Source organism: Candidatus Cloacimonadota bacterium (assembly GCA_021734245.1).
Taxonomy (GTDB): domain Bacteria; phylum Cloacimonadota; class Cloacimonadia; order Cloacimonadales; family TCS61; genus B137-G9.
In genome coordinates this window covers 1-16,247 of sequence record JAIPJH010000022.1, presented here as the reverse complement: position 1 = coordinate 16,247, position 16,247 = coordinate 1, and the positions used below count along the sequence as shown (strand labels likewise).

Sequence of the window (16,247 nt, the reverse complement as noted above, 5' to 3'; positions counted from 1 at the left end):
CGACCTCTATACTAATTTTTTTTAATATTAATTAATTTGACCAGATTGTGTTTTACCGAGCCATCGATAAGAAAACTCTCCGTTTCGGCAAGGAATCCACCCAGAATTTCCGGGTTTTTCCTGATCTCTATTTCAATATCTTTATTCAAGATATCTCTAATTTTATTTTCTATCTGCTGCATAACTTCTGCGCTGTGTTTGTGCGCGATCGTTAATTTTACATGAACCTTGTTTTCCAGGTGCAGAATGTCCGCATCCAATACTCGCAAAATATCATCAATCAGCGAAAAGCGGTTTTTTTTGATAAGAATCTCAAACAGATTTTTCCAAAGTTCCTGTTTGGAAAGTCCTTTGGTTATTTCCAAAGCAGCGTTCAGTCTTTTCTGGAAAGGGTACAGCATTGAATCCAGGGATTTCAGGTAATCTGTGTCCTGATGAAAAATTTCCATCATCTGCTTTATATCAGCTCTCAGATCGTCGAATTCTTCTGATTTTATATTTAGAAGAACTGCTTTGGCATAACGCTGAGCAATTAGGTTATTTCTCACTTCTCTCGCTTTCCTTCAACATTTTACCGATGAGTTCTTTATCTTTTTTATCGTCCAGCTTGCCGGAAAGAAATTTGGCGGATAGATCTGCCACCAGATCGGAAAGCTCACCTTCGATTTCCTGCATAACTTTCTGTTTCTCATGCTTCAGCTGAGATTCAGTGTCTTTGAGCATTTTCTTTTCCAGAGTCTTGGCGTTTTTCAAGATATCGCTGGCTTTTCCTTCGGCATCTTTTCTGGCAGCATTTTTCATTTTGCGGATATCTTCCGCTGATGCTTTTAGCTCGGTTTCTTTCTTTTCCACCAATTTCTGAGCTTCATCTTTGGAAGCTTTTGCTGCATCGATGTCGTCAGTTATTTTCTTCTGTCTTTCTGCCAGGAACTGTTTGATAGGTTTATACAGAAGTTTATTCAGCACAATAAGCAGCAGAATAAAATTCAAAATAACTATGACAAACGCATAATTTATACTAATCATAAATTCTCCAAATTATTCATTGCCGGAATTCATTCATTCCTCTTTAGAAAATGAAAATTCCAGATTTCCACCTGTTTTGGAATAGATCATTATCTTCCTGAAAAAAGAATAAAAAATGACCTTCCCGATAAAACTAATTTTCTTAGGTGGAGAATATTAACAGAAGCGCGATAACCAGAGAATAAATACCAGTAGATTCAGAAACTGCCTGTCCCACCAGCATTGTTCTGGTGATAAGACTGGCATTTTCGGGAGAACGGGCGATTCCTTCACAAGCTTTTCCAGCTACGAATCCTTCGCCGATTCCAGGTCCCAAAGCACCCATTCCCATACAAAGACCAGCACCTAATAAAGCTGCTGACTTTACGATTCCTTGAGCTAATGTCAATTCCATGTTTCCTCCAAATTTTATTTCTTCATTTATTTTTTTTATAATGCAAATATCAATAAAAATGATACCACCAGCGAATAGATCGCTGTAGATTCTGAGACTGCTGCCCCCAGAAACATTGTTCGCAATATGGTTGGTTTCTGAGCCGGGAATCTTCCCATCGAATCAGTGGCTTTTCCTGCCACAAATCCAATTCCTGTTCCAGGTCCCAAAGTTCCCAATCCTATGGCAAGTCCGGCACCGATTAGCGCCAGAGACTTCACGATTATATGACCGGTTGAAATGCCATCCGGTTGATTTGGGACGGAATAGATTAGCAGAAATGCCACTACCAGAGCAAAAATGGCAGAAGTTTGAGCCAAAGCTTGTCCGATCAGCATATTTCCCATTATTGCATTTCCCTGTTTGGGCATTCTGGCTACAGATTTACAAGCCTGACTTCCGGCATATCCAGCACCCAATGAAGGTCCGATCGATCCCAGCCCCATCGCCAATCCTGCCGAGAGATATGCAGAAGCTTTGAACCAGCCGCCGATTGTCATATCGATTCCGTAGATCAGCAGCATGGAAATTACCAAAGCGAAAATTCCCGCCGTTTGTGCTGCCGCTTGTCCAATCAACATTGTTCGGAAAAGCTGTTCATTTGCTTTGGGCTGTTTCACGATTCCATAGGCACCTTCACCGGCAATCATTCCAGAACCTATTCCGGTCGTGATCGCTCCGATTCCCACACAGAGTCCTGCTCCCAGGTAAGCTGCAATTTGAATATGTTCCGTTGAAATCATCATTCTACTCCGCTATTTCTACGCCGATATAAGTAAGTGCCAGCATCGTGAAAACAAAAGCCTGGATCGTTCCTACAAACATTCCAAAAAAGAGATTCAAGCCAACTGGAAAGACCACATAACTTACCAGAGATGAAACAACCAGAATGATGATCGCTCCACCCAGAATATTTCCAAAAAGTCGGAATGAGATGGATACAACTTTGGAAACTTCTCCTACAATATCCAGCAGGAAAAGCGGGTTTTTTACAGGGTTGATGTAGTTCTGTAAATGCTTCCAGGCACCTTTAAATTTAACTGCCGATGCGTGGACAATTACAACCGACAAAAAACCTAATCCCAAAGGAACGTTCAAATTTCTGGTCGGTTCCATAAAACCGGGAATCGGGATCATTCCGATCATATTGCAAACCCAGAGAAACAGGAATAAACTTACAATGTAAGGTGTATAATAAGCTTTATCTTTTCCCAGGGTTTCCGTTACAAATTGTTCCAGAGATGTGTAAAGCAGCTCAAAAATTATCTGTGGTTTGGAAGGTCGGGCAAGCAGTGATTTTCTTATTAAAACAGCCATCAGCAAAATCAAGATATCAACTATCAGCAGCATTCTAAGCAGCTGAAAAGTAGCAACAGCAGTAGCTTTCCCAAAAATATTTTTAAAAAAATCGTAGATCTTGGAACTGCCGTAAATTTTTGGTTCTACATCGTGTTTGGAATAATATTCATCTATCTGGAATTCTTCAGTTATTTTCTCTTGAAGATCGTAATGTGATTCAGCCTGATAAACAGTAAACTTGCCGTCTTCAAATCCGATTTTCAGCTCTTTACTGAAATTACCGGAAATAACAACAAGAGCTATTTCGATCACAAAGAAAATCAGAAATATCTTCAGCATTGGCTTTTTCGTTTTAGCCATTTCTTCCCCTGAAAAATTTACTTTTTTCAATATTCTCCACCAGAAAGCGGAGATACAAAACAATCTGCGCTGCCAGCAGACCTAAACCGAAACTTATCACATTCGGTTTCACAAACGTTAAAATAATTATGGAGTAAATCAGCAGAAATGCCATTCTCAAATAGGTTCCTTTTATGGCATTCAACTTGGATTTCGTGGGCTGCTGCGAAATACTCGATTCCACATTTTTTGCCAGCCAGTAGAAGTTTACAGCACTGGCTAAAGCCCCTAAAATCCAACCTAAACTCACTCCCAAAAACAACGGCAAAGTCAGAATGGCAGGTATTTCTGTCAATAGAATTAAGGTTAAGGTTTTTCTTACAAAGAGTTTATTGCTGGTCTCTATCATCAGATTTGTCTATTTTTAAATACTTACTTACCTGTCGGTAGGCAACAAGTATTCCGCACAGAACACCCAATAAAACACCTAATATCAACAATTTACCATTTGCTGAAAAATATTTATCCAGATAGTTGAAACCCAGAACAAAGATGAGGATGGAAATGATGACAGAAAGCCCAAGTTGAGTTACTAATCCGAAATTCTTTAGTATTTCCTGCAATACAGGGTTCTTCTTTTGAGGAAAATTTTTCAAATTACTCGCTGGCTTCCTTTTTATTGATAACCACTTTCTTTTTGGGTGCAGATTTTTCACCCATGTGGCTGTGGCCGTTGAAAACAGCACCAGTATGGATTTTAATCACTTTTGCTGTGATATCGCCAGTAAGGCTGGCAGTTTCTTCCAGTTCCAAACCATCGGAAACATGAACATCTCCAACCACTTTTCCGGAAATCAGACATTCATCTGCATTGATATCCGCTTTGGCAATTCCAGATATTCCGATCGTTACAAAACCGTTTGATTCTATTTTTCCTTCGATTTCACCATCCACGCGAACACCACCATCTACAAATAGATTTCCAGTTATCTTACTGCCTTTTCCGATGATCGTGGAAAGTTCAACTTTTCGATTTCTTGCCATCATGTCTCCTAAAATATTTATTTGTCATTTTCTTTTAATTTCAAGATTTCTTTCGGGTCCAGATTTATGCCATTTTTCATTATTTCAAAATGCAGATGCGGGGCAGAGCTGAATCCTGTATTTCCTACCAAGCCGATTGTTTCACCCTTTTTCACAGCAGTTTTGGATGGATGGATCGCAGTTGCCAGATGTGCATACAAAGTTGCATATTCATTCAAATGATCTATTATCATCACATTGCCAAAATACTTATCCTGATAAACCGAAAGCACTTCTCCAGCTGCTGCTGCCACTACTTCCGTTCCTTCTTCTGCTGCAAAATCCAGAGCAGGATGTTCTTCGCTGAAATATTGACTGACTGCATATTCGCTTTTTAGGGGAACCAGGTCAGGAAAGTTTTGACTACTGCTTTCCACATCTTGTGCAGGTGGATTTTTTTCTCGGAGATATTCCTGCAGGATTTCTTTCATTTTATCATCTTTGCCTGGTTCTCCATTGGTAGTTTTGCTGGTTAGTTGATCGGTAAGATGTTGAATATATTTGGTGGAAATTGCCAGTTCATGTTCCAGGCGGAGTACTTCATGGCGTAATTTTTTCTGTTCGGAAAGCATTATTACCAGCACAACCAGCAGTATAAAAATAATCGCGATCTGAATAATTTTATTCATAACTTAATAATGTTTCAATGAGCTTCTGTAGATCTTTCTTGGTAGAAAAATAGAGGCTTAATTTTCCTTTGGTTGGTTTACCGCTGAGTTTTACTCTCATTCCCAGGATATCACGCAGTTTTTTTTCATAATTAGTAAATTCAGGAATTCTCTCTGGTTCTTTTTTAGTCTGTGGTATTTTGACACCGTTTTCTTCTTTGATGCGCTTGGCTTCCTGTTCGGCTTTGCGAACTGAGAAGATGTTACTCATGATCTTCTTGGCAAAATCTTCCTGCTCAGTTTCGGGAACCTGCAAAATAGCACGAGCATGACCGGAAGAAAGCTTTTCTTCCAAGATCATTTTTTGAATGTTTAGAGGTAGTTTTAAGAGACGGATCAAATTTGTGATAGTCGCTCTGTCTTTTCCTACGATTTCGGAAATTTGAGCATGAGTGAGACCGAATTCTTCGTTCAATCTTTGATATGCACGTGCTTCTTCGATCGGACTAAGATCTTCACGCTGCACGTTTTCGATGATGGCAAACTGCAATTGTTCTTTGGCAGATACGCTACGAATTATTACCGGAATTTCTTCGAAACCTGCCAGTTTGGATGCTTCCAGGCGTCGTTCACCAGCAACCAATTCGTAATTGGATTCGCTTTTTTTGGTAACGATTATCGGTTGGATAATACCGTTTTCCCTCAGGGAATTTGCCAGTTCCTCCAGTTTTTCTTTATCAAAAATTCGGCGTGGCTGAAAACGGTTGGGTTTTATCATATCCACTTTTACGGTGGTAATTCCGGTAGTTTTATCTACCGATTCCGGACCGGTTGATATAAGAGCTTCTAATCCTTTTCCTAATCTTGTCATCTTGCTATCACTTCCTTTGCAAATTCCAGGTAGCTGAGTGCACCCGGAGATTTGATATCATAATGGAAAATCGATTTCCCAAAACTGGGAGCTTCGCTTAATTTTACATTTCTATGAATTATCGTATTAAAAACCTGCTGCTGGAAATAACGGCGAACTTCTTTTGCCACCTGCTGCGAAAGATTCAAACGTCTATCATACATCGTGAGCAAAATTCCCATGATCTTCAGATCGGGATTGAGTCCGTTCTTGATAAGACGAATGGTGGTAAGAAGCTGACTTACACCTTCCAGAGCATAATATTCACATTGAATGGGAATGATGACGTCCGTGCAGGCTGTGAGCGAATTTACGGTAAGAAGTCCCAGAGATGGCGGACAATCAATGATGATATATTCGTAATCTTCTTTGGCAGGATCGAGCAGATTTTTCAGTTTATATTCGCGGGAATATTCTTTTACCAGCTCGATTTCCGCTCCGCTCAAATCCATATTGGAAGGTGCAATATCGAGATGCTTTAACATGGGGGAGACCTGAAGAACATCTTTCAATTTTTTATTTCCAATCAGCGCATCATAAATATTATTCTTATCTTTGTCTAATCCTGCTCCGCTGGAAGCATTGCCCTGCGGATCAAAATCGACTAAAAGCGTTTTCTTTTCAAATATTGCCAGAGCCGATGCCAGGTTGATCGCCGTGGTTGTTTTTCCCACACCGCCTTTTTGGTTAACTACTGCTATTATCTTTGCCATACACTACTCACATTGAAACTGATCTTCGCCATAAAATATTCACCGTAACCTTAATAATGTTTTATTAATTTTCACCATTTCATTTCCAGATTTCCACTATCTTCCGCTCTCCGATCTCAGGATGATCTAAAGTGTGTATTTTCCTTTTTGGAAAAAGATCAGCATCATCCAAAACCTTGCTTTTATAAAGCAGAATTCTGCCGTCGTTTTTTATTAAACTCAGCATTTTCTTTTTATACTTCGGCAGAATTTTCACCGATCGGCATACTATCACATCGAAAAAGCCGAACCACATATCTTCTAAATCTTCCAACCGTGAAACAATCGTGAAACACTCTGGCACGTCAAGCATTTTGATAATATTTTTTATTGCTGAGATTTTCTTGTTTATGGAATCCAGCAGATAAACTTCCGAATTGGAAAAAATAAGTTTGAGCGGCAAACCGGGAAAGCCACCGCCGGTTCCAAAATCCAGTATTTTCTTATTCGAAAAATCGAAAAATTGTATCGGTAAAATTGAATCCAGCAGGTGCAGTGTCCAATAATCTTCTCTGGAAGTTTTGCGCGAGATCAGGTTAATATTCTGGTTGGTTTGCCACACCAGATCGAGCAGTTTTGAGAATTCAGGAATTAATTCGTCTTTCCTTTCGGGAAGCTGCTCAGCAATAAATTCTTCAAATACTTTTTTCTTCATACAAACTGCATTCGCAAGGTGCAGGTTGGAATGTCAAGGATAGTTTATTGGAGTTTTGTTCGTATCATAGCTCCTGTTTGTCTTGGCGTAGCTTTCTACGGAAACATACATTTAATTTCTGTTGTACGTGTGGCTAATAATATTGCGTCCTGTCAGGACGGGGAAAAAATGCAAAAAAATAAATAATTTGACACAAGTCCACTCAAGTTTGAGGTTGAAATTAGTTATATGGAAAATTTTATGAAAAGCATAGAAATAATTGTTTCCGGTCGAGTGCAGGGAGTTTCGTTTCGTTACTTCACGGTGCAGCAGGCAAATCTATATCAAATTCTGGGAAATGTGCGAAACACACCCGATGGTAAAGTAAAAATAATTGCGGTAGGCGACGAAGGAAATATGGAAAGTTTTATCGAAGCTGTAAAGCAGGGTCCGCGACTTTCCCGAGTTGAAGATATTCACATTTCTCCTTTAAAATCACATCAGGATTTTACTAATTTCAGGATAGAATATTAATGCTGAAAACCGGTTTGCGCCATTTCTTTCTTCTGCTTGTAATTTTCCTGATTTCCTGTAATTTCACTTTCAAAAGCTATCCTGTCTACCAAACTCCTTCCAGCGACTATCACATCGTGAAGGAAGACGAAACCATCTACACGATCAGCCAGAAATATTCACTGCCGGTGGAAAAACTGATGCTGTTCAACAATATGCAGCAGGAAAGAGTTTTCGTAGGACAGAAGATATATCTCTATCCGCGCGAAAAAAAGAAAAGTGATTTTGTGACAACCCGCAGCATTCCCAAGCTAGGATTTCACATCGTGAAGGCCAAAGAATCGATTTATCGGATTTCTAAAATGTACGACGTGGATATTCTCGATCTGATGGATTACAATCACCTGGAAGACCTGGAACTGAAAAAAGGCATGAAATTGTGGCTGGTTCCCACTGAAAAATCAAAACAGACCGAACAGGAAATAATCGAAACTGCCGAAATACAAGAAACTGAAAAACCAGAAGAAACTAAAGAAGTGAAGAAAAAAACTAAAAAGTATGATCTTTTTATTCCGGTGCAGGGAGCTGTAACTTCCGAATTTGGCAAGCGGGATGGACGACCCCATAAAGGCATTGATATAGCAGCAGACAGTGGCGATCCGATTTATGCAGTTTTGGATGGAAAAGTGGTTTACACTGGAACTCAGCGCGGTTATGGAAATGTGATAATTATCGAGCATGATGATCTTGTTATGACTGTGTATGCGCATAATGAATCGAATTTGGTCCGTCTGGGAGAAAAGGTAAAAAAGGGTCAGCCGATCGCGACCGTGGGAAATACGGGAAATTCCACAGCACCGCACTTGCATTTCGAATATCGTGTAAAAGGAAAGGCGATCAATCCGCGGGAAATTCTACCGAAATTGTAAGGAAAACAATCATGGAAAAGAAGGATAGATATCTCATCGGTGAAGTGGCAAAGCAGTTGGGAATTCACGATCAAACGATAAGAATGTATGAACGCAAAAAACTGATCTCTCCGCAAAGATCGGAGCATCAAACTCGGCTTTTTAGTAAAAATGATGTGACAAAAATTAATATAATTATCACTTTAACCCAGGAAATCGGATTGAATTTATCCGGTGTAAAAATTGTATTTTCGCTGGCACGTAAATTGAAAATGAGCGATGATGAACTTTTGGATTTTATTTATGATCACAAAAATGAATTTCATGTGTGATTTTTTCAACACAGAGACACGGAGACACAGTGGACACAAAGACAAATATCCGTGTTAAATCTGCGTTGATCAGCGGCAAAAAAACAGCCGCGGATTTACACAGATATCCGCAGATAAGGAAATAGTATGTTAAAACAGGCAGGATTATCATGTGATATCATTCAGTGCTTCTATGAAATTGATAATAGAATTATAAGCGAGATAAAGGCTGTAAAAGCAATAACAGAAGAACATGAAGCTCAGTTATTAAACTACTTGAGATCCACAAATATAGAAGTAGGGCTGATTTTAAATTTCGGAGAAGAACCGGAATTTTCAAGGAAAGTGTATGATAATGAAAGAAAGAAATAAGACAAATATCCGTGTTAAATCTGCGTTGATCAGCGGCAAAAAAACAGCCGCGGATTTACACAGAAATTCGCAGATAAGGAAATAGTATGTTAAAACAGGCAGGATTATCAAGTGATATCATTCAGTGCTTCTATGAAGTTTATTATGAGCTTGGCAGAGGATATCTGGAATGTGTTTTGACAAGATCACAGGATCGACTGGTTTTTGCCTTTAGGTTATTTAAAAATGAAATATAAAAATTTATCAGATAAAATTATTGGCTGTGCGTATAAAGTTTATAATACTTTCGGTTTTGGATATTTGGAATCAGTTTACGAAAAATGCATGGAAATAGAATATAAAAAGAACGGTCTTTTCTATGAGTCCCAAAAACAAATCGCTGTCGATTATGACGGCATAAATGTTGGAAATTTTATTGCAGATGCTGTGGTTGAAAATAAGATAATTATTGAATATAAATCGATAATCAAACTAAATAAAATTCATGAGATGCAATTGGTAAATTATCTTGTTGCAACTGGAATTGATGTTGGTTTACTCATTAATTTTGGTGAAGAAGAAGTTGAGATTAAACGAAAAGTACGAGATCTGAAGGATTTGAAATGAAAGCTAAAAATTTGTTTCTTCTAACTAAATTTCAAAGTTATCCCGTAAATCCCGTGATCCAGTCTAAAATGGTGTAATATGGCAGAAAATGTATTTAAAGACAGAGCATTACAAAGTTATCTGAATCAGATATCGAACATTGAACCTTTGAGCAGAGAAGAGGAAAATGAGCTGGCTATCAAAGCGCAGAAAGGTGATAAAAAAGCTTTGGATAAACTCGTTACTTCCAACCTGAAGTTTGTGGTTAAGGTTGCAGCACGTTATCAAAATCGCGGCTTAAGCCTGGCAGAACTTATCAGCGAAGGAAATATGGGACTCATCAAAGCTATCGAAAAATTCGACCCAGAAAAGGACAATAAATTAATTTCCTATGCCGTTTGGTGGATCCGTCAGAGAATTCTGTTTGCTCTCGCCGAGAAAACCAACGTTATTCGCATGCCGCTGGGAAAATCTAACATGATGAACAAAATAAAATTCATCGATGATCAGGTTTACAGCGAAACAGGACGTCATGCCTCTGTAGAAGAAATTGCCGATCGCAGCAACTTGGACAAAAAAGCTATCAAAAAAGTTAATAAACAAGCTGTAAAAACTACATCATTAGATGATAAAAATTACACCAATAAACACGATTCCGTTACGCTTTCCGAATTCCTGGAAGATCCCGATGATGTAGATCCAAAAACGCTTTATTATCGAGAAAGAGTGCAGGATAAGATCGAAGATTCCATCAGTAAACTGCCACCTCGTGATGCTTTCATCGTGAAACAATATTTTGGTTTGGATGGTGATAAAGGCAAGAATTTTGCTCAGATCGGAGAAGAATTGGGTTTATCCCGGGAACGAGTTCGTCAAATCCAGAAAGCAGCTTTGCAGAAGATCATGGCCGACGCTTACGAAGAGATGGAAAAGGATATTGATTATCTGCTAAATTATTGATTAAAATAATATTTATTAAATTTCTTTATTCGTCAGCATCAGAAAATCCAGATCTGTGAACATTTTTGCAGTGGCATTTATTCGTTTTCCTATTGCCTCGATACCACGTCCATCCAAAGCATTTTCCTGCATCGCCGCCAGCAGCATCAATTCAAACGCAGTTGCCTGAATCCACGGCACTTCCTTGCGATATCCGCATATTGCCAGAGCCCGGGTTTTCTTCAGAAATCTCTTCAGATTACGTCTATCTGTTCTTATTGTGCTGCAGGAAGCAAAAACAATTACACGATGACGACATTTCTTTTCCAGAATATTGCTCATTTCTTCCAATGTATAAGGAAGATCATTGATCAGCACTCCATTTTCCAAGCCGTGAAAAGCCAGATACAAAATTGGATAGCCATCATATTCGTGCTTTTTCCATTTGGTAATATAGAAATCAAATTCTTCTTTAGTTGCACAGTCGGAATGCAGAAAAGGAATATCAGAATTCAATTCCAATAGTTCCAGAATTGGTTTCACCGTCGATCTTCTTCGCAGATCATCGTACCACAATCCTTCCAGACAAAAAATTCCTTTTTTCATTTAATTCCTTTTATCAGTCTCCCTTTCTACTGGTGGCTTTGCTTGCAAAACGCCATCCCCAGTCTTTTCTAAAAGGGAGAAAAAAGAGGGTTTAGAACAGTTTTCTAAATTTTTAATTGAAATAACAGCAAAATCCCTCTGTACCTCTCTTTGCAAATTGGAACATAAAATTTTACATTTAAAAAAAATGAATTCACAAAATCACCATCATATCAGTTTTGAAAACTTCAAATTCAAATTTATGATCATTTTCGAAGCGGAAAAGATAGCATTTTCCATTACCGTGAAAGGTGAAATTACAATCATCGACAATTTCGATCCAAATTCCGTCATCCATTCCCAAACCGATTTCCTTCTTCTCGCTTTGCATTTTGCTGATCAATTCAAAAAAACGGTTCTTCTGTTTGAAATGCGGTTTGATAACAAATCCTGGCAGGAAACCTAATCGGACAGATATGATCGCTCCTGCTGAAAGTCCTGCATAAGGAACACCATTCAAATATTTGGATCGAATAACATCCGACAATGGAGATTCTGCATAAGCTTTTATGTAACGGAAGGTATTTCCACCACCCACAAAAATTCCGGTTGCAGATGCCAGTTGATCCAGCATTTCTGATTTAAAGCTAAAATTTTTATTGGGAAATACAGGAAAGAAATCGTCAAATTCTGATTTTCGAAAACAGGCTTCGTATTGATCGAAATATTTCTTCCAATCTTTTCCACCTTGCATCAGGAAAGCAATTCTGGCTTTTTCTGCTCCGCAAGCTTCAACGAAATGTTTACAGAACTCCTGGAAAGAATCGGTCATATCACTGATCAGGAACATCTTTCTTTTCATCATTCTTTCCTCTTCAAATTTTCTGTTTTGAAATGTGAAAAGTGAAATGTAACTGTCAAGAAAAACGGTTTTTTTAGAGAATCTTTCGCAAACAAGGATGTTTGCGTTACTGTATCTCGTTCACTCCTGAACGAGTTTTTTTTGCAGACAAGAATGTCTGTGAGACAATCTTTCGCAAACAAGGATGTTTGCGTTACTGTTGAGCTTCTCCACCGCAAATTTCCTGCACTCTTTCCGAAAAGATTTTTATTTCTTTCTGCAGAATTTCATCATCAAAATCCTGTGGCGCAAAAATAATGAGAATTGCATTTTTAGTTTTCACATCAACAGCTGTCTTGGTAGAATCGGTGATGGGAGAGCCGAAAGGACCTTTTTCGTCTGCAACCACAAAGCGATTGAACAAGTTCACTTCCCGTTTATTATGGCCGAAATAGCTTTCACCTTCTTTTCCCAGGCGAGCTGTAATTTCGCCTTCTGTTTTATCTGCATCATACACGCATATCGGCAGCAGAAAATCCAGTGAACACCAATTTCCAATATCCACTAAAGTATTGATGGAAAAGTAATCTTTGCCCTTCAAAGCTCTCCGCAGAAGTCCCTCTGAAGAAGGACGATGTTTGGTAGGATCCATGCCGATGGAACGGAATAGATTTCTCGCATTTGCCACTCCGGGAATTTCACCGATATTCATATTCTGGTATTTCTGTGCATATTCGGCAGCACATTCCAGGATTTTGTTATAAGCTGTTTTCTCGGTTGTTACCGAGATGTTTTTCATTTCTATCACACCCAATTTTAGTGGTGTATCCGATTCAATTTTCCACATAACTTACCTCTCTGTTTTTTGAGCCACAAACAAGGATGTTTGCGTTACTGTATCTCGTTCACTCCTGAACGAGTTTTTTTTTGCAGACAAGCGTGTCTGTGAGACAATCTTTCGCAAACAAGGATGTTTGCGTTACATCAAATCTTGCCAAACGTTCTTCCAATCTATATTCTCCAGCGATTCAACTACGATGCGGCTGAAGTGTTTTATGCCGAAAATTTCCCGTATTTTCTGCACGTTTTCTTTGAACTCACTGCGAATATTTTCATCCTCATGCGGACATTTATAATCCAAAACCGGTAAACCTACTTTTTTATGCAGCGTCGAGATCGTTGCTTCTTCCAGATAGATCATCGGTCTAATTATATTTATGTAATATTTTTCAAAATCGACTTTGGGAGAAAAACTGCCCAGCCGCTTGTGTTTTATCATGTTCATAAAGAAGGTTTCCGCCGCATCATCTGCATGGTGCCCATAAGCTACAATTTGAATTTCTTTTTCCGGCAGAAATTTACTCATCGCACCACGTTTTAAGCGGGAACAGATATAACAGGTATCTTTGGAAAGTGTTTTTTCAGTCAGGAAAAGTTCTGTTTGGTAGTAGGGAACATCCAACTCTTTACACAATTCTTTGAGCACAGAAGTATCATATTCTGCTGTTTTTACGTGTAAAGCAGAAAGCTGAAACTTGAGCCAGGAATACCGGTTGATGAACCACAAAATATAAAGCAGCGTGATGCTGTCTTTTCCACCGGAAAGTGCGACACAGATTTTATCATCAGGTTGAAACATTTTGTAGGTTTTGATGGCATGCAGCACATCATTCACAAACCATTGTCCGTAGTTTTTGTTGAAGGATTTATTGATTTTCATTAAATTTTTCTAATCGCGGATGGACGCGGGTTTTCTCCTGCAAATCCTGTGATCCAGTCTGAAAATCTGTAGCAAACAAGGATGTTTGCGTTACTGTATCTCGTTCACTCCTGAACGAGTTCTCACGGACAAGAGTTTTTGCACACGATTTTTCGCAAACAAGGATGTTTGCGTTACTTGTATTCCTCATTTTCCAATGTACAATGCTCAAGATCGGCATCTTTGGAAATCTTCACATTTCCAACGATATGAACTCCTTTTTCAAAATAAACATTAGCATTGATTTCCAAACTTTTACACTTTCTCAAATCAGGAATTCCATACTCAAAATGATCCTGCAACTGATCGATAGTTTTGTAATATCTGTCATCCAAACTAATTTTTGGTGGTTTGCTGCGTCCGTTCAAGATTAATCGATAGTTATCGGTGAGTTTATAAGCATCGCTCCAGATCGCCAGCAGATCGTTAGTTTTCTTAACCGGAGCAAAACGATCGCGATTTACCAGGATTGCTTTTGAGCCTTTGAACACGCTGATCGCAGCTCCCATTGCACTTTCTACTTGATAAACTTTTACACCGTCTACTTCTTTTCCATTCAAGATCAACTGCAGTGGTAACAAGTTATTTGTATCAAACAGCTTCTGCTTCAAGGCTTTCAAATTTACCCAGAGATTGTTGGTGTTAAAATATGAATAACGATTGATATCCTGGAATTTTTCAACTTCATCATCAGGACATTGAGCAGATTCCCTCAGGAGAAGTTGCCCATTCTTGGTTTGCGCCAGATGACCGCCTTTTTTATCAACTTCTGTCCGCTGGCAAACTTCCATCATAAAGGGAATTTTATGTTCAGCAAAATAACCAAGTATCTTTTCATCGACGACTGCCCCCAGATTATCGGAGTTGGAAATAAAAGCATATTCAAAACCCTGTTCCAGCAGTTTATCCAGCACTCCCGAACTGGAAAGAACACTGTAAATTTCACCGTGTCCGGGTGGATTCCAATTTTTATGATCATCTTCATTTTGCAATGGAGCAAGATCTTCCTGACGAATTTTGGGAAATTTATTTTGCACAAAATCCATAGGCAGGTTGGGAAGCGGTAAATCGTTATAAATTTTGAGATGATTCAGAGAATCTTCCCGCGTATTGAAACTGTGCATAAACATCAGCGGAATGCACTTTTCGCTTTCTTCCCGCAATTCAATGATCTGCCTGGCAATTATATCCAGAAAATTCAATTCACCCTTCACCTTGAGCAGAGTTTTGGCTTTTTTTAAACCCATGCTGGTTCCCAAACCACCGTTCAATTTTATCACAACAAGTTTTTCCAAAGGTGCGTAAGATTCGGAATGCAGGTTTTTGTACCTTGCAATATTATCACTTTCAGGAGGATCAATGTCGTTTTCTGTAAGCTTGCCGGAAGCACCTTCTAAAATTTTATAATAATAAGTTGAAAATGCCTGAATTGTTAAGTCTGTCAAACCTGCATTTTGCATAATTTCCACAAATTTCGGTAGATGATTTTGCATGATTTTTCTCCTGTTTAAAAATTTATCTTTTCTTTGATCGAGATCTTAATTTCCTTATTTGATTTTCGATTTTGATTTACGATCAATTCACCCAGAAGTCCGATCGAGAAAAACTGCAATCCAATGATGATAAGAAGCGTAGCCAGATAGAGCAGAGGACGATTGTAGAGAGGTTGATGAAAACCCAATTTCATGATCGTGAGATAGAGTGCAATGATGAAACCCAGAAAACTGAAACCAGCTCCGATTCTACCGAAAAGATAGAGTGGACTGTGAAGATAACCTGTTACCAGTTTTACTGTGAGAAGATCAAGAAAACTGCGGAAAAATCGTTCTACTCCATATTTGGAAACTCCGAATTTTCGTTTGCGATGATTGACTGGAATTTCAGCAATTTTAAAACCTCTGGCATGAGCTAAAGCTGGAATATAGCGGTGCATTTCACCGTAAACATCCAGTTCTTCCGCCACCTCTTTTCGATAAGCTTTGAAGCCGCAATTATGATCATGAATTTTTAATTTAAATGCACTGTTCATTACCGAATTTGCCAGCTTGGAAGGCCAGGTTTTTCCAATTGGATCTTTACGTTTTTTCTTCCAACCTGTCACCATGTCGTAGCCTTCCTCCAATTTTTGCAGGAAGGCAGAAATCTCTTTCGGATCGTCCTGCAGATCGGCATCCATCGTGAAAATTATATCGCCTGAAGCTGCATCGAAGCCAGTTTGCAAACCGGCAGCTTTCCCGAAGTTTTTACGAAATCGGATAACTTTTACATTTCTATCTTTTTCTGCCAATTTACGCATTTCATCGAAGCTGTGATCGGTGGAACCGTCATCCACGAAAATGATCTCGTAATC

General features: G+C 38.8%; 25 protein-coding genes. 7 read left to right on the top strand and 18 right to left on the bottom strand.

The window, feature by feature from the left end; genetic code table 11:
* Nucleotides 1-11: 11 nt before the first annotated feature.
* The 12 genes from atpH to rsmG all read right to left on the bottom strand — a co-directional run bounded on the left by atpH (nucleotide 12) and on the right by rsmG (nucleotide 7,105).
* Nucleotides 12-548 carry an ATP synthase F1 subunit delta gene (gene atpH / locus K9N40_05175; protein MCF7813845.1) on the bottom strand — a complete coding sequence of 179 codons (537 nt, stop codon included), beginning with the start codon at nucleotides 546-548 and terminating at the stop codon, nucleotides 12-14.
* Nucleotides 538-1,026: a F0F1 ATP synthase subunit B gene (gene atpF / locus K9N40_05170; GenBank protein MCF7813844.1), complete on the bottom strand. Its 489-nt coding sequence runs from the start codon at nucleotides 1,024-1,026 to the stop codon at nucleotides 538-540. The genes atpH and atpF overlap by 11 nt, the downstream gene beginning before the upstream one ends.
* A gap of 142 nt (nucleotides 1,027-1,168) precedes the next feature.
* Nucleotides 1,169-1,420: an ATP synthase F0 subunit C gene (gene atpE, locus K9N40_05165; protein ID MCF7813843.1), complete on the bottom strand. Its 252-nt coding sequence runs from the start codon at nucleotides 1,418-1,420 to the stop codon at nucleotides 1,169-1,171.
* A gap of 35 nt (nucleotides 1,421-1,455) precedes the next feature.
* Complete coding sequence (gene atpE, locus K9N40_05160; GenBank protein MCF7813842.1) at nucleotides 1,456-2,205, bottom strand: ATP synthase F0 subunit C; 750 nt, start codon at nucleotides 2,203-2,205, stop codon at nucleotides 1,456-1,458.
* Between the two features lies 1 nt (nucleotide 2,206).
* Nucleotides 2,207-3,097 carry a F0F1 ATP synthase subunit A gene (gene atpB / locus K9N40_05155; GenBank protein MCF7813841.1) on the bottom strand — a complete coding sequence of 297 codons (891 nt, stop codon included), beginning with the start codon at nucleotides 3,095-3,097 and terminating at the stop codon, nucleotides 2,207-2,209.
* 13 nt (nucleotides 3,098-3,110) lie between these two features.
* Nucleotides 3,111-3,452 (bottom strand): ATP synthase subunit I, encoded by a 342-nt coding sequence (locus tag K9N40_05150; GenBank protein MCF7813840.1) that lies wholly within the window; start codon nucleotides 3,450-3,452, stop codon nucleotides 3,111-3,113.
* Between the two features lie 34 nt (nucleotides 3,453-3,486).
* Nucleotides 3,487-3,753, bottom strand: coding sequence for an AtpZ/AtpI family protein (locus tag K9N40_05145; protein ID MCF7813839.1), 267 nt, complete (start codon nucleotides 3,751-3,753; stop codon nucleotides 3,487-3,489).
* 1 nt (nucleotide 3,754) lies between these two features.
* Nucleotides 3,755-4,141 (bottom strand): polymer-forming cytoskeletal protein, encoded by a 387-nt coding sequence (locus tag K9N40_05140; GenBank protein ID MCF7813838.1) that lies wholly within the window; start codon nucleotides 4,139-4,141, stop codon nucleotides 3,755-3,757.
* Between the two features lie 17 nt (nucleotides 4,142-4,158).
* Nucleotides 4,159-4,809: a M23 family metallopeptidase gene (locus tag K9N40_05135; protein MCF7813837.1), complete on the bottom strand. Its 651-nt coding sequence runs from the start codon at nucleotides 4,807-4,809 to the stop codon at nucleotides 4,159-4,161.
* The gene (locus K9N40_05130; GenBank protein MCF7813836.1) at nucleotides 4,802-5,659 is read right to left on the bottom strand and encodes a ParB/RepB/Spo0J family partition protein; all 858 of its coding nucleotides are present in this window, start codon (nucleotides 5,657-5,659) and stop codon (nucleotides 4,802-4,804) included. Before K9N40_05130 ends, K9N40_05135 begins: the two co-directional genes overlap by 8 nt.
* On the bottom strand, nucleotides 5,656-6,411 hold the full coding sequence (locus K9N40_05125) for an AAA family ATPase (GenBank protein ID MCF7813835.1): 756 nt from the start codon (nucleotides 6,409-6,411) through the stop codon (nucleotides 5,656-5,658). Before K9N40_05125 ends, K9N40_05130 begins: the two co-directional genes overlap by 4 nt.
* Nucleotides 6,412-6,490: 79 nt before the next feature.
* Nucleotides 6,491-7,105, bottom strand: coding sequence for a 16S rRNA (guanine(527)-N(7))-methyltransferase RsmG (gene rsmG, locus K9N40_05120; protein MCF7813834.1), 615 nt, complete (start codon nucleotides 7,103-7,105; stop codon nucleotides 6,491-6,493).
* A gap of 240 nt (nucleotides 7,106-7,345) precedes the next feature.
* On the opposite strand from rsmG, the gene K9N40_05115 reads away from it, so the two are divergent.
* From K9N40_05115 to K9N40_05085, 7 genes are all read left to right on the top strand, one after another.
* Nucleotides 7,346-7,618, top strand: coding sequence for an acylphosphatase (locus tag K9N40_05115; GenBank protein MCF7813833.1), 273 nt, complete (start codon nucleotides 7,346-7,348; stop codon nucleotides 7,616-7,618).
* Nucleotides 7,618-8,526 carry a peptidoglycan DD-metalloendopeptidase family protein gene (locus K9N40_05110; GenBank protein MCF7813832.1) on the top strand — a complete coding sequence of 303 codons (909 nt, stop codon included), beginning with the start codon at nucleotides 7,618-7,620 and terminating at the stop codon, nucleotides 8,524-8,526. The genes K9N40_05115 and K9N40_05110 overlap by 1 nt, the downstream gene beginning before the upstream one ends.
* An 11-nt stretch (nucleotides 8,527-8,537) precedes the next feature.
* On the top strand, nucleotides 8,538-8,837 hold the full coding sequence (locus K9N40_05105; GenBank protein MCF7813831.1) for a MerR family transcriptional regulator: 300 nt from the start codon (nucleotides 8,538-8,540) through the stop codon (nucleotides 8,835-8,837).
* A 126-nt stretch (nucleotides 8,838-8,963) separates the two neighbouring features.
* Nucleotides 8,964-9,188, top strand: a complete 225-nt coding sequence (locus tag K9N40_05100) for a GxxExxY protein (GenBank protein MCF7813830.1) — start codon at nucleotides 8,964-8,966, stop codon at nucleotides 9,186-9,188.
* Nucleotides 9,189-9,274: 86 nt separating this feature from the next.
* Nucleotides 9,275-9,424, top strand: a complete 150-nt coding sequence (locus K9N40_05095; GenBank protein MCF7813829.1) for a GxxExxY protein — start codon at nucleotides 9,275-9,277, stop codon at nucleotides 9,422-9,424.
* Complete coding sequence (locus tag K9N40_05090; protein MCF7813828.1) at nucleotides 9,414-9,794, top strand: GxxExxY protein; 381 nt, start codon at nucleotides 9,414-9,416, stop codon at nucleotides 9,792-9,794. The genes K9N40_05095 and K9N40_05090 overlap by 11 nt, the downstream gene beginning before the upstream one ends.
* Before the next feature lie 78 nt (nucleotides 9,795-9,872).
* Nucleotides 9,873-10,733: an RNA polymerase sigma factor RpoD/SigA gene (locus tag K9N40_05085; protein MCF7813827.1), complete on the top strand. Its 861-nt coding sequence runs from the start codon at nucleotides 9,873-9,875 to the stop codon at nucleotides 10,731-10,733.
* A gap of 15 nt (nucleotides 10,734-10,748) precedes the next feature.
* Here K9N40_05085 and K9N40_05080 read toward each other — a convergent pair whose 3' ends face one another.
* The 6 genes from K9N40_05080 to K9N40_05055 all read right to left on the bottom strand — a co-directional run.
* Nucleotides 10,749-11,318, bottom strand: a complete 570-nt coding sequence (locus K9N40_05080; protein MCF7813826.1) for a hypothetical protein — start codon at nucleotides 11,316-11,318, stop codon at nucleotides 10,749-10,751.
* A 193-nt stretch (nucleotides 11,319-11,511) separates the two neighbouring features.
* Nucleotides 11,512-12,162, bottom strand: coding sequence for a Type 1 glutamine amidotransferase-like domain-containing protein (locus K9N40_05075; protein MCF7813825.1), 651 nt, complete (start codon nucleotides 12,160-12,162; stop codon nucleotides 11,512-11,514).
* 190 nt (nucleotides 12,163-12,352) lie between these two features.
* A complete protein-coding gene (locus K9N40_05070; protein ID MCF7813824.1) occupies nucleotides 12,353-12,985 on the bottom strand; it encodes a hypothetical protein in 633 nt (210 codons plus the stop codon).
* A 132-nt stretch (nucleotides 12,986-13,117) separates the two neighbouring features.
* Nucleotides 13,118-13,858, bottom strand: a complete 741-nt coding sequence (locus K9N40_05065; GenBank protein ID MCF7813823.1) for a tRNA 2-thiocytidine biosynthesis TtcA family protein — start codon at nucleotides 13,856-13,858, stop codon at nucleotides 13,118-13,120.
* 173 nt (nucleotides 13,859-14,031) lie between these two features.
* The gene (locus K9N40_05060; protein MCF7813822.1) at nucleotides 14,032-15,390 is read right to left on the bottom strand and encodes a UTP--glucose-1-phosphate uridylyltransferase; all 1,359 of its coding nucleotides are present in this window, start codon (nucleotides 15,388-15,390) and stop codon (nucleotides 14,032-14,034) included.
* 14 nt (nucleotides 15,391-15,404) lie between these two features.
* Nucleotides 15,405-16,247 (bottom strand): glycosyltransferase family 2 protein (locus tag K9N40_05055; protein ID MCF7813821.1); only part of this gene is annotated, 843 nt, incomplete at its 5' end.

Bases quoted from the DNA above. Each gene is read 5' to 3' on its own strand.
- K9N40_05060 (MCF7813822.1), bottom strand. From the start codon at position 15,390: ATGCAAAATCATCTACCGAAATTTGTGGAAATTATGCAAAATGCAGGT.
- atpF (MCF7813844.1), bottom strand. From the start codon at position 1,026: ATGATTAGTATAAATTATGCGTTTGTCATAGTTATTTTGAATTTTATT.
- K9N40_05090 (MCF7813828.1), top strand. From the start codon at position 9,414: ATGAAATATAAAAATTTATCAGATAAAATTATTGGCTGTGCGTATAAA.
- K9N40_05085 (MCF7813827.1), top strand. From the start codon at position 9,873: ATGGCAGAAAATGTATTTAAAGACAGAGCATTACAAAGTTATCTGAAT.
- K9N40_05110 (MCF7813832.1), top strand. From the start codon at position 7,618: ATGCTGAAAACCGGTTTGCGCCATTTCTTTCTTCTGCTTGTAATTTTC.
- K9N40_05095 (MCF7813829.1), top strand. From the start codon at position 9,275: ATGTTAAAACAGGCAGGATTATCAAGTGATATCATTCAGTGCTTCTAT.
- K9N40_05080 (MCF7813826.1), bottom strand. From the start codon at position 11,318: ATGAAAAAAGGAATTTTTTGTCTGGAAGGATTGTGGTACGATGATCTG.
- K9N40_05130 (MCF7813836.1), bottom strand. From the start codon at position 5,659: ATGACAAGATTAGGAAAAGGATTAGAAGCTCTTATATCAACCGGTCCG.
- K9N40_05135 (MCF7813837.1), bottom strand. From the start codon at position 4,809: ATGAATAAAATTATTCAGATCGCGATTATTTTTATACTGCTGGTTGTG.
- K9N40_05100 (MCF7813830.1), top strand. From the start codon at position 8,964: ATGTTAAAACAGGCAGGATTATCATGTGATATCATTCAGTGCTTCTAT.
- rsmG (MCF7813834.1), bottom strand. From the start codon at position 7,105: ATGAAGAAAAAAGTATTTGAAGAATTTATTGCTGAGCAGCTTCCCGAA.
- K9N40_05070 (MCF7813824.1), bottom strand. From the start codon at position 12,985: ATGTGGAAAATTGAATCGGATACACCACTAAAATTGGGTGTGATAGAA.
- atpB (MCF7813841.1), bottom strand. From the start codon at position 3,097: ATGCTGAAGATATTTCTGATTTTCTTTGTGATCGAAATAGCTCTTGTT.
- K9N40_05065 (MCF7813823.1), bottom strand. From the start codon at position 13,858: ATGAAAATCAATAAATCCTTCAACAAAAACTACGGACAATGGTTTGTG.
- atpE (MCF7813842.1), bottom strand. From the start codon at position 2,205: ATGATGATTTCAACGGAACATATTCAAATTGCAGCTTACCTGGGAGCA.
- atpE (MCF7813843.1), bottom strand. From the start codon at position 1,420: ATGGAATTGACATTAGCTCAAGGAATCGTAAAGTCAGCAGCTTTATTA.
- K9N40_05075 (MCF7813825.1), bottom strand. From the start codon at position 12,162: ATGATGAAAAGAAAGATGTTCCTGATCAGTGATATGACCGATTCTTTC.
- K9N40_05125 (MCF7813835.1), bottom strand. From the start codon at position 6,411: ATGGCAAAGATAATAGCAGTAGTTAACCAAAAAGGCGGTGTGGGAAAA.
- K9N40_05115 (MCF7813833.1), top strand. From the start codon at position 7,346: ATGAAAAGCATAGAAATAATTGTTTCCGGTCGAGTGCAGGGAGTTTCG.
- K9N40_05140 (MCF7813838.1), bottom strand. From the start codon at position 4,141: ATGGCAAGAAATCGAAAAGTTGAACTTTCCACGATCATCGGAAAAGGC.
- K9N40_05105 (MCF7813831.1), top strand. From the start codon at position 8,538: ATGGAAAAGAAGGATAGATATCTCATCGGTGAAGTGGCAAAGCAGTTG.